Below are 11,027 nucleotides of genomic sequence, written 5' to 3'. Positions count from 1 at the left end.
GACCTGTCCCGTTTTGACTGGTGGAAATCAAGAAAGATTGTGGTTCAGCGTGTCATTGAAAGAGGATGGGTGAAGGATTTTTACGCTGCGTTTAATTTGTATGGTGGCATAGAAGGATTCAGGGAAATAATAAAAGAAGTTCCCAGCCTATCGGCACGGGACATGAATTTTGTTTGTGTCGCTTTTGACCTTAAAAAAGAAGAGTTGAAATGTTATACACGGAAACTGTTGCGGGATCAACTCTTGGACTCCTGAAGAAACTGGAAGCTGAAAGTGTCATGTCAGGTTTTAATCTGGCGGGAGAAACTTCTTTAGCTCTATATTTAGGCCATAGGATAAGTGCGGACCTGGATCTTTTCACGTCGGAGCCATTTGATGCAGGAAAATTGGAAACATTTCTTCATGATAATTATGGCTTCCGTACTGACTTTATGGAGAGAAATACCTTGAAAGGTACCATAGACGGCATTAAAATAGATTGCATAACCCATTCATATGAATATCTCGAAAAGCCGTACACAGAATCCGGCATCAGGTTGTATAGCATAGAGGATATCGTTGCCATGAAACTTTCTGCTATTGCTGACAATGGTTCGAGATTAAAGGATTTCATAGATATAGCTTTCCTTTCCACCTGTTTCCCTTTTAATTCAATGCTGAGATTATATGAACGCAAGTTTCCTGATTCAAATGTAATCAGACCTTTTAAAGCCATTACTTACTTTGATGACATAGACTTCGAAGAGGATATTGTTATGCTAAATGGTGAATATGATTGGAAACTCATTGAAAAAAGATTGGTTGAGATGGTCAAAGATCAAAATAAAATTTTCGAGTCGTTTCCGCTTCCCTAATCACCCATTGCCCATAAAGGCAATCGCCTATGAATCTATTGAATATAAGATGATAATAAAATTACAAAAGAACACAAAAGCCTGAATTATTTTATATAAATTTGTAGAACTGAATGTGAACCGGTCTTTATGACTACTCCCTGTAGGAAACACACTCTCAGCAAAATTCCCATCAGGTTTTACAACCGTTGCGCTTTCCTTTTTTGAATAATTGATACAGCATTTTGAAAGATATAAGCATCTATTTATAAGAAGATATAATCCATTATGTAAATTATATTATTTATGGAAACAACTACTCCGCCGGACAATTAAGACAGACAAATTTTTATTCGCCTAAAAGCGATTTCTGACTAAACCGATATTTATTAAAAATATAAACGTATATGAAAACAAACAAAAAACTTTTAATTATTTCATTCCTGCTTATACTAATTGGGATGGGAGGATGTGAAAATGAAAATGAAATTTATCCGGACGCAACAATTGTAAAAGAGTTGCCTAAAATAAATGTTATCGGCAATAACACGAAGTCAATTGTTATTCAATCGCAAAAAGAATTAGAAGCTGTGTTTAATAAAAATGAGTTACAGCAGATAGAAGATTTGCAGCAAATAGATTTTTCTAAATACACGCTGCTTTTAGGTTACGGTAGCTATAGTAATGAAGTATCGAACATGGAACATTCATTTTCAAAAACGAGGACAACTTCTTATACTTATTTACTTAAAGTGGGTGGAGATGCTACTCGTCCAGATGTATTCCGGTATGGTATTCTTGTTATTAAACTTCCCAAATCAGCTGAAGTTATTTTCAAAATAGAAGAATTGCACATAGAAAATTAAATAAGAAAATTGTTATGAGAAAATTATATTGGATATTACTACTTTTCCCTTTATCTCTTTTTGCTCAGGAGCATTTTTATTATTATAAAGGGGATAAACAATATTTACAGTTGGATACGAATTCTTTATTTGTTTCGACGATAAATAAATCCGTGTTGCAGGAAGATTCTATATTTAGAGGCTACTGCTTCTCGACCATACATAAAGAACGATTCTCTGAATTATTAAAACATAAGCAAAACATATCATCGGATTTGTATTGGACAGAGATTAAGCTATCCGAAAAAAATGAAAAGACCGTATAAAGAATGGATTAATTATATTCTGGTTACGAAGCAATTCGGCTATCTATCGCCCAACCTGTATCGTTCCTTGACGGGATGGATGTTCCTGGATGCGGGCCGCCAAAGCCCTGGAGGAATACGTGGAGAAGGGCCAATTGGTCACAAGGAAGGCCACGGCAGCCACACGCTTTACCGCCTGCCATAAGCCGGAAATAAATTAGCAAAAGAAGTGCAAGAATTTCAATTACTTTACTTAAATTTGAGGGACTGAATGTGAACCGGTCTTTATGATATTCTCATGCGGAAACACACCTTCTGCAAAATCCCCGGCAGGTTTTACGACTGTTGCGCTTTCCTTTAATAATTGATGCAGCTTTTGGGAAGAAATAAGCATCTATCTAAAAAATGATACGAAGCATTATGTAAAATTTTAATACTTATGAAAACAACGACTCCACCGAATAATTAAAGCATACGGATCTTGCTATCCGTATGAAGATGATTTTTGATTAAACCAGCATCTATTTACTAAAAATATAAATACATGAAAACAAAAATAATTTTATTTACAATCTTATTTTTCCCTATGTTTGTTTTTGGACAAACTTGGGATTATCCGATAAAACCGGGAAGTGAAGAATGGAAAAAATTCCAGAATAACCAGGAAAAGGTAGAAGCCTGTCAAATACCTGAAGAAGTACTGACCTCTTTACCTACGGAAGACTTAACAGAATTATGTTTGCAATATCCGCTACTTTATGATGTGTTTGCTTTTGATAACCTGAATAGAGGGCTTGATAAACTATACAATGACTTTAATGGGATAAGGGAACTCTATCGAAGAAAGATATAACAACAAGTTTAACAAAACGATATGATCAAAAAATACGATCGTTATCATTTTTGAATGGAAATAGTACAGAACTTGAAAAAGGTAAATTTATTCTTTCTGTTGACATTTTGGAGGTATTATTATCTCGTTGTGATATACAAAATAGTACAACAGAAAGAATCTCTAAAGAGATATTACAGAATCTTGTTGCCGGGTATGAAGAAAAAATTAAGTACTCCGATTATTTTAAAGGGGCAGGATTTCGTATCAATGTCTATTCCAGAGTGCATGTCATTGCTAAAATGGATAGACAAAGTTTAGATAAGTTACCTCAAAAGATTAAAAATCCGGCCTTGTTCTCGGGTATAATTGATGAGGAATCCCTTCGTATGATAGATGAATTGTCATACCAATTAATAAAATAAAATTATGAGAAAGTTATTTATCTTTATATCATGCTTATTGTCGTTTTCTTTAATTTCATGTCATAATGAAGATGAGATAGAAATTCCTGATATAAATGAAAACATCAAAGCTTGTGGAGTTTCTCAACCTCAGAAAAATCTTCCTTGGCTGAAGGAATTAGTAAAAAAAGCATCAACCGATAAGACCGGAAATTATATAGGTACTATTTGGCTTATAAAATATAAGGGACAAGATATTTTTGTGACCGATATGATGTTGGGTAGCGGCGGTATACTTAATTATTTTTTTGATTGCTCGGGGAATCATCTTATATGGCGAAGCGGAGAAAGTTATTGTCCTTCAAATTTTGTCGGGAATCACCACTTTTTCGTGGAAGATGAAGAAGACTTTCGTGCTTTTTTCCATAGCACAAAGTTAGATGTTGTTATTTATACGAGCATACCTCAATAATACTATACTTATGAATAAGTTTATTCTTTTATTTACGATTGGAGTTACGACTTCACTTTCAGTACAAGCGCAATGTGACATACAAATGTATGATATATATACTCCAAAAGGTAGTCCGGTGGTTACATTCCTGATGTGTGAATCAAGTTCAGAAAGAAGACAAGCCCTTGATAATTATTATGCCCAATCCTATCCTAATGCAACTCAAATAATAACGTATGATGGATTTAGCTCGACACGTAAGTTTAATTGCCACGGATATGCATGGCTCAGAGTAGAACAGGGTATAGACCGGTGGTTGGTACTGGTTGGGAAGATATTCAGGATCCTGAATTGATATATATGACTGATGGAAGTTACGTAGAAGTAACTCAAGAGCCTTACCCCGGAAAAGTATTCTGGGAATCGGGAGACCACTCTGCGATAACAACAGAACAAACAGGATGGTTTATATCAAAATGGAATGAATATCCACTAATGAAACATAGGTGGGATGATTCACCTTATGGAACTAGTAATTTAAAATATTATGTAAGAAATCCTGCTACTAATCTCAGTATTTCCGGCCCCTCTACCGTCTGCGACCAGGCGACCTATACCATCAATGATTTGCCCACCGGAATAACGGTACAATGGAGTACAAGCAACAACAACCTCACCTTGGTTTCCGGACAAGGAACCGGGACAGCGGTATTCAAAAAAAGCGGAAATGGAAAATCCATCATACGGGCAGATATACAATTCGGATCACAGACATTGACGATTCCATCATTGCCGGTAACGACCGAGATCAAAGTCTCAATCCTTGGGTCTATGGGGATGGTGGGATGTGGAACCACACGCTTGTGGACATGTTCCATGGCTTGCCTGCCTCTCGAGCCGGAAGAGATGTTAAATATAGAATGGACTTTGGAAAGCAAAGAACTACGATTTTTTGGCTCAGGCCCTGATTTTACAATTAAGACAACCTGTAAGCAGAATCCTTCCGGGGTTTTAAGAGAACCGATAGATGCTCCCCATGCTATTTACACCTTACGTTTAGATGTTATTTCCTCTGATGGTACTGTTTATTCCGCCCCTGATGAATCAATTGAGATTTTCGGATACATAGAAGTATCGCCCGGATTGAATAATAACGTATTAACCGTTTACCCTAATCCTGCTACGGACGTGTTTACCGTGCAATTGCAGGAGGAACAACCGGCGAATGCCGGCCTTTCCATACAACAGGCGGCCGGAAAATTCAGCGCCGGCACCTATGAAATTGAGCTCTGGAGCACAACCGCTAGGCTCAAAAGGTTTACAACCGACCTGCCTGTATATCAAATACCGGTAAGCGGTTTGCCAGCCGGTATCTATTTTGTGCGAGTGATAAAAGACGGGGAGGTTTATACAAAGACGTTGATTAAACAATAACAGTCATTCACCGGTGGGTGGCATGAGATACCACGTAAAGACGCAGTAGTGCCTACGATCAGTGGTAAAGTCTGCAGACTGAGACCCGCAGTTATAAGACATTCAGTTGTTATTGACAAACAGTTGTTATCTAATGGTATCACCCATGTAGCGATGGAAAGTACTGAGGGGATTGCAAACCGGTTTATAAGGCTTGGAGTGCCCCTCACTATTTCCTTTACGACAAGCAACTGCTGAAGGGAATCTAACATATCGAATTGAAACGCAATTACCGCCGGGAAAAAGAACTGAAAAAGGCGGAGGAAAAAGGCTGGACGGAGGATATGCTTATGGTTGCGAAGCAGTTCGGCTATCTATCGCCCAACCTGTACTGGTCACTGATGGGCTATTCATGGAAGCGAGTGGCCAAAACTTGGAAGAATATGTCGAGAAAGGCCTCTTGGTCAAGGAAGGCCGTGGCAGCCGCACGCTCTACCACTTGCTGCAAAGCAGCGAATAATTTTGCGAAAAAAGTGCCACCACTTCAATTACTTTACTTAATTTTACGATACTGAATGTGAACCGGTCTTTATGACATTCTCATGCGGAAAACACACCCTCTGCAAAATCCCCACCAGGTTTTACGACTGTTGCGCTTTCCTTTAATAATTGATGCAGCTTTTTGGAAGAAATAAGCATCTATCTAAAAAATGATACGAAGCATTATGTGAAATTTTAATACTTATGAAAACAACGACTCCACCGAATAATTAAAGCATACGGATCTTGCTATCCGTATGAAGATGATTTTTGATTAAACCAACACCTCCTTACAAAAAAATAATGTATGAAAACAAACAAACGGTTATTAACGTACCTGTTTATTTCTTTAATCATAGGAATAGAAGGATGTGATAAGAACGATGAAGATCTGAAAACAGAAAAGAAAATTTCATTCGACAAAACAGAGGTGCTATACAATATATTACCTCCGGGAACATACACTGCCATACGTTTTATCTCCCAAAACATAGCTTATACAATTACAAACAACGGCGGTATTTTTAAAACGGAGAATGGTGGAGAAACTTGGATTCAGCAGGATTCCGGTACGGAATTATACCTATACGACATGTTCTTTTCGGATGATTTGAACGGGTATATCGTAGGAGGCCAATCGGATGGTATTATCCTGAGAACAACCAATGGAGGAAAGACCTGGCTATCCAGCCATTTTCAAGAAAGCCTATCTTCCATATACTTTATCAATAAAACAACCGGATTTGCTGCAGGGAAAAAATTATTTCGCACCAAAGATGACGGGAAAACTTGGGATGAAATTGACTTGGGATACTTCGCTTACAGTAGCATTAATTTTTTTGACGAAAATAACGGCCTATTAACTGCCGTAACTCCCAAACCGTTTCAATCTGTTTTGTTGAAAACTACCGACAAAGGAAATCATTGGTTCATATTGGATAATATAGTGAAATCTGGCGAAATTCAAGTTTTAAATAATTTAGTCTTTTTACATAGCTATTCAAATATCTTTAAAACATCCGACCGCGGTAATACATGGGAGACAATAATTTACCCTGCATCAGGCCCTGTTCATTTCCTTAATGAATGGCAGGCTATTGGGGTTGGTCAACATTGGTACGAGCTTGGTTATTTTCCTAATGGGATGCTTTGTATTACCAATGACGGGGGAAAACATTGGGAAGAAAAATTATTTTCAGCAGAGGAGTTTCTCAGTATCAATGATATTGATTTTCCAAATGATTCTACCGCACTGGCTATAGGAAACAGTCCGCAAGGCTGCATTATTAAACTACATTTTTGACAACATCTATTTCTTTATCAACTTTAAATTTGTATGTTATGAAGAAATTTTTATTCCTGTTGCTTATGACAAGTTTTGCTGTTATGAGCTACTCACAATCAGGATTAATCCGCAAAGAAACGGATAATAAAGGAGCGCTTACTTTTGCTGAATTTCAAATAGATTCAGCAAGACCCATGAATGAATCAAGACAATTCTTAAAACAACTAAACACTTTAGGGAAAGATGAAGATTTTATACTGACAGATAGTAGAACGGATAAACTGGGATTTACTCACTATTATTTCAATCAATACTATAAAGGAATAAGGGTGGCCTATTCCTCTTACTCAGTACATGGCAAGGATAATCTTATCAATACTGTTAACGGAACCTATAATAAAGTGGGTGAAGTGCCCACTATTGCAAAACTCTCTGAGAAAGAAGCATTGGCCTATGCCACCCGGTCTGTGGGTGCCAAGGTGTATAAATGGGAAATTCCAGAAGAAGAACACTGGTTGAAAGAGAATTATAACGAATCATATTATCCGAAAGGAGAATTGGTGATCGTTAAAGACAGACTGATAACAAACCAACAATTCCGGTTAGCATGGAAGTTCGATGTATATGCCCATATACCATTGAGCAGGAATTTAATATATGTGGACGCAATCACAGGTGATATATTGGATACCGAATCCAAAATATATTACATTAATACCCAAGGAACTGCAGCAACCAGATACAGCGGAACAAGAAACATCATTGCAGACTCCTTTACTGGAGGTTTCCGTTTGAGAGAAATTCGCAGCAATATACGGATTGAAACCTATAACATGAGAGCCCAAGGTACAAACTATTCGGGAGCAACAGACTTCGTTGACAACAACAATAGCTGGACTACTGCCGAATTTCATAATACAAATATGGATGACGCCGCAATAGATGCGCATTGGGGTAGCGAAGTGACTTATAATTATTTCAACACAGTACATGGGAGGAATAGTTGGAATGGTTCTGGTGGACCTATACTGAATTATGTACATACCAACTTAATGGCATTCGACTATCCAAACAATGCGAATGCTTTCTGGGATGGTCAACGAATGACTTATGGAGATGGAAATAGTTGCTATGACCCTTTGACTTCACTTGATATCGTGGCACACGAAATTTCTCATGGAATTAATTCAACCACGGCAAAAATGAAATACGAAGGAGAGTCTGGGGCACTGAATGAAGCTTTAAGCGACATTTGGGCAGCTTGTGTTGAGTCGTGGGCTGCCTCTGAAAAACAAACATGGTTGATTGGTGAAGATATTACCTTGTGCCAAGATGCTTTCAGATCGATGAGTAACCCTAAAGCGCTCGGACAGCCAAACACTTATCAATCGCCGCTCCCGCTCGAAAATGGATTTTGGTGGCCAACAAATGATTGTAGTAAAGATAATTGTGGTGTCCACATTAATAGCGGCGTACCCAACTTTTGGTTTTTCTTGCTGGTAAATGGTGGTACAGGCACTAATGATATTGGAGATAGTTATTTTGTTAATGGTATTGGTATTGATCATGCAGCCAAAATCGTATACAGGGCGGAGACAGTCATACTCGCTTCAAATGATGAACAAGTCGTTACTTTCAATAAATTCAGAAACGCTACGATAACAGCTGCGTCACATTTATATGGTGCGGACTCCCCTGAAGTCATATCTACTACCAACGCATGGTACGCTGTTGGTGTTGGGGATATATATCAAAATTTAATCTCCGGCCCCTCCACCGTCTGCGACCAAGCTACTTATACCATCAACAACCTACCGCAGGGAGCAACGGTACAATGGTCTGCGATAAATTTCATCCCTGCATCCGGGACAGGTACAAGTTTTACAGCTATTGCCAAAAATGGAGCGGGACAGGATAGGATTCGTGCTACGATCACTCTTCCTTCTGGGAATACTATTCCCTTATCTCTCAATGTAGATTTGAATGGATATGCACCCATAGATGGCCCGGATGAAGGATACATTAGTCAAAAAAGAGCTTATTTCACCATGCCGGAAGATATCGTTATATCGCAATGGATGGTAAATGGCATTGTAATGCATCCTGACACACCTAATAGATTGATTCTTTCTCCCCTCAGCCAATATTATCCGGGCAATGTCTTAATTAGTTGTACAGGAATATCCGATTGCGGTACATTTACGGCAACCAAAGATTTCCAGGTTATTGATGATACGGAAAGTCTCTATCTGATATATCCTAATCCCGCAAGTATCTCTTTCCGTATTAAGCAAAAGATTCCGGAAAATGAAGTTGTATCAGACAAGACGGATAATAGCGACTTGTCCGTACTTATCTATAACAATCAAAGTTCACTACTTGGCAGATATAGTGTAAAAGAAAACGAGCCGATCGATATTCATCTGTTACGGGACGGTTTCTATATTGTACATATTATTAAGGATTCAAAAATATATGAGGCCAAACTGATCATTAAAAGAAATTAAGATACTTACTTTTGGAAAGAATAAACGATCTCGATCACCTCGCTACGCGACATGGTGCCCGGATTAATCTCCGGGCTCTCCTTCGGGAATGGGTAAGTCCAACCGTTCGAAATACATCACCCACTCCGGCAGGAACTCGTCGCTGCCCGGCGCTTTGAACATCATCTCCGGTTCAGACGAAAGACAGGCTTCCCGCCATTCGCTTTCTGCAAAATGAGATAGATCGATTCGGAACAATAATAGGCATCGTTATCAAGAATAATAATTTGCAGCAACTCATAAATAAACAAAACTAATTTTCTTAAATTTGTAATATTCAAATGTGAACCGGTCTTTATGACATTCTCATGCGAAAACACACCCTCAGCAAAATCCCCATCAGGTTTTACGACCGCTGCGCTTCCCTTTTTTGAATGGTTGATGCAGCATTTTGAAAGAAATAAGCATCTCTTTATAAGAATGATACGGCCCAATATGTAAATTTTAATGCTTATGGAAACAACTACTCCGCCAGACAATTAGCGACATACGAATCTTGTTATTCGCATGAAAATAATTTTGACTATATCGATATTTATTAAAAAGATAAATGTATGAAAACAAGCAAAAGGTTTTTAATTCTTCTGTTTATATCTATTATAGTAGGAATAGAAGGATGCGATAAAAATGACGATGAAGTTAAATCGGAAAAGCGAATTACATTTGACAATATAGAGGTATTATACAATGTATTACCTTCGGGAAATTACACCGCAATACATTTTACATCGCAAAATACAGCCTATACTATTACAAATAACGGTAGAATTTTTAAAACTGAAGATGGTGGAAATTCATGGATTTGGCAGGATTCCGGTACCGAATTGTATCTATCCGATATGTTCTTTTGGGATGATTTGAATGGATATGTTGTAGGAGGTCAATCGGATGGTATTATCCTGAAAACTACCGATGGAGGAAAGACATGGTTCTCCATCCATTTTCAAGAAGGACTATCATCCATATGTTTTATCAATGAAACTACCGGATTTGTTTCAGGACGAAAACTATTCCAGACCAAAGATGGTGGGAAAACATGGAATGAAATTGATTTGGGATACTTTGCCTACGGTAACCTTAATTTTTTTGATGAAAATACCGGTTTCCTGACTGCTGGCAATATTCTGTTAAAAACAATTGACGGAGGTACGAACTGGTTAGCAGTTAATAACAATATAATAGGGAATCATTCGATTAAGAAAATACTAATATTTGATAATATTGCCTGTCTACTATCCAATGGAACAACGATATTTACAACTCCGGATAAAGGTACGACATGGTATAATATTGATCCCCCTATTTTGAATTCTGTTTATTTCTTTAACGAATGGCAAGCCGTTGGTGTTGGGCAACATTGGTACGAACTCGGTTATTTTCCCAATGGAATGCTTTGTATTACCAATGATGGGGGTAAGCATTGGGAAGAGAAATATTTTCCGGCAGATGAATTTCTCAGCATAAATGACATCGATTTCCCAAATGATGCCACGGCCTTGGTTATAGGAAATAGCCCACAAGGCTGCATTATTAAACTAAATTTTTGACAGGACATATTTTATGAACTTTA

14 protein-coding genes are annotated in these 11,027 nt (G+C 37.8%); 13 read left to right on the top strand and 1 reads right to left on the bottom strand.

Annotation, left to right across the window (positions count from 1 at the left end; genetic code table 11):
- From BQ8014_RS04985 to BQ8014_RS04930, 12 genes are all read left to right on the top strand, one after another.
- Nucleotides 1–255, top strand: a 255-nt coding sequence (locus BQ8014_RS04985; RefSeq protein ID WP_080903402.1) for a DUF6922 domain-containing protein, incomplete at its 5' end; no start/stop codon positions are given.
- A complete protein-coding gene (locus tag BQ8014_RS04980; protein ID WP_080903401.1) occupies nucleotides 210–854 on the top strand; it encodes a nucleotidyl transferase AbiEii/AbiGii toxin family protein in 645 nt (214 codons plus the stop codon). The genes BQ8014_RS04985 and BQ8014_RS04980, both read left to right, overlap by 46 nt.
- A gap of 386 nt (nucleotides 855–1,240) precedes the next feature.
- Nucleotides 1,241–1,699, top strand: a complete 459-nt coding sequence (locus BQ8014_RS04975; RefSeq protein WP_080903400.1) for a hypothetical protein — start codon at nucleotides 1,241–1,243, stop codon at nucleotides 1,697–1,699.
- A gap of 288 nt (nucleotides 1,700–1,987) precedes the next feature.
- Entirely contained in the window at nucleotides 1,988–2,188 is a 201-nt protein-coding gene (locus BQ8014_RS04965; protein ID WP_080903398.1) for a hypothetical protein, read from the top strand.
- A 339-nt stretch (nucleotides 2,189–2,527) separates the two neighbouring features.
- Entirely contained in the window at nucleotides 2,528–2,836 is a 309-nt protein-coding gene (locus BQ8014_RS04960; RefSeq protein ID WP_139785079.1) for a hypothetical protein, read from the top strand.
- A gap of 50 nt (nucleotides 2,837–2,886) precedes the next feature.
- Nucleotides 2,887–3,240, top strand: a complete 354-nt coding sequence (locus BQ8014_RS04955; RefSeq protein WP_080903396.1) for a hypothetical protein — start codon at nucleotides 2,887–2,889, stop codon at nucleotides 3,238–3,240.
- A 4-nt stretch (nucleotides 3,241–3,244) separates the two neighbouring features.
- On the top strand, nucleotides 3,245–3,691 hold the full coding sequence (locus BQ8014_RS04950) for a hypothetical protein (protein ID WP_139785078.1): 447 nt from the start codon (nucleotides 3,245–3,247) through the stop codon (nucleotides 3,689–3,691).
- Between the two features lie 10 nt (nucleotides 3,692–3,701).
- On the top strand, nucleotides 3,702–4,028 hold the full coding sequence (locus BQ8014_RS19105; RefSeq protein ID WP_139785077.1) for a hypothetical protein: 327 nt from the start codon (nucleotides 3,702–3,704) through the stop codon (nucleotides 4,026–4,028).
- Nucleotides 3,956–5,107, top strand: coding sequence for a T9SS type A sorting domain-containing protein (locus tag BQ8014_RS19920; protein WP_080903394.1), 1,152 nt, complete (start codon nucleotides 3,956–3,958; stop codon nucleotides 5,105–5,107). The genes BQ8014_RS19105 and BQ8014_RS19920 overlap by 73 nt, the downstream gene beginning before the upstream one ends.
- A gap of 193 nt (nucleotides 5,108–5,300) precedes the next feature.
- Nucleotides 5,301–5,606 carry a hypothetical protein gene (locus BQ8014_RS04940; protein WP_080903393.1) on the top strand — a complete coding sequence of 102 codons (306 nt, stop codon included), beginning with the start codon at nucleotides 5,301–5,303 and terminating at the stop codon, nucleotides 5,604–5,606.
- A gap of 327 nt (nucleotides 5,607–5,933) precedes the next feature.
- Complete coding sequence (locus BQ8014_RS04935) at nucleotides 5,934–6,929, top strand: YCF48-related protein (RefSeq protein ID WP_080903392.1); 996 nt, start codon at nucleotides 5,934–5,936, stop codon at nucleotides 6,927–6,929.
- Between the two features lie 38 nt (nucleotides 6,930–6,967).
- Entirely contained in the window at nucleotides 6,968–9,418 is a 2,451-nt protein-coding gene (locus tag BQ8014_RS04930) for a M4 family metallopeptidase (RefSeq protein WP_080903391.1), read from the top strand.
- A gap of 63 nt (nucleotides 9,419–9,481) precedes the next feature.
- Here the strand turns inward: BQ8014_RS04930 and BQ8014_RS19330 are convergent, their stop codons facing one another.
- Complete coding sequence (locus BQ8014_RS19330; RefSeq protein WP_160150032.1) at nucleotides 9,482–9,655, bottom strand: hypothetical protein; 174 nt, start codon at nucleotides 9,653–9,655, stop codon at nucleotides 9,482–9,484.
- 356 nt (nucleotides 9,656–10,011) lie between these two features.
- Between BQ8014_RS19330 and BQ8014_RS04920 the strand changes: the two genes are divergently transcribed.
- Entirely contained in the window at nucleotides 10,012–11,004 is a 993-nt protein-coding gene (locus BQ8014_RS04920; protein WP_080903389.1) for a WD40/YVTN/BNR-like repeat-containing protein, read from the top strand.
- Nucleotides 11,005–11,027: the final 23 nt, after the last annotated feature.

This window comes from Parabacteroides sp. Marseille-P3160 (genome assembly GCF_900162725.1).
Classification (GTDB): Bacteria; Bacteroidota; Bacteroidia; order Bacteroidales; family Tannerellaceae; genus Marseille-P3160.
This window is presented reverse-complemented; position numbering and strand designations above follow the sequence as displayed.

Bases quoted from the DNA above. Each gene is read 5' to 3' on its own strand.
- BQ8014_RS04980 (WP_080903401.1), top strand. From the start codon at position 210: ATGTTATACACGGAAACTGTTGCGGGATCAACTCTTGGACTCCTGAAG.
- BQ8014_RS04975 (WP_080903400.1), top strand. From the start codon at position 1,241: ATGAAAACAAACAAAAAACTTTTAATTATTTCATTCCTGCTTATACTA.
- BQ8014_RS04965 (WP_080903398.1), top strand. From the start codon at position 1,988: ATGAAAAGACCGTATAAAGAATGGATTAATTATATTCTGGTTACGAAG.
- BQ8014_RS04960 (WP_139785079.1), top strand. From the start codon at position 2,528: ATGAAAACAAAAATAATTTTATTTACAATCTTATTTTTCCCTATGTTT.
- BQ8014_RS04950 (WP_139785078.1), top strand. From the start codon at position 3,245: ATGAGAAAGTTATTTATCTTTATATCATGCTTATTGTCGTTTTCTTTA.
- BQ8014_RS19105 (WP_139785077.1), top strand. From the start codon at position 3,702: ATGAATAAGTTTATTCTTTTATTTACGATTGGAGTTACGACTTCACTT.
- BQ8014_RS19920 (WP_080903394.1), top strand. From the start codon at position 3,956: ATGGCTCAGAGTAGAACAGGGTATAGACCGGTGGTTGGTACTGGTTGG.
- BQ8014_RS04935 (WP_080903392.1), top strand. From the start codon at position 5,934: ATGAAAACAAACAAACGGTTATTAACGTACCTGTTTATTTCTTTAATC.
- BQ8014_RS04930 (WP_080903391.1), top strand. From the start codon at position 6,968: ATGAAGAAATTTTTATTCCTGTTGCTTATGACAAGTTTTGCTGTTATG.
- BQ8014_RS04920 (WP_080903389.1), top strand. From the start codon at position 10,012: ATGAAAACAAGCAAAAGGTTTTTAATTCTTCTGTTTATATCTATTATA.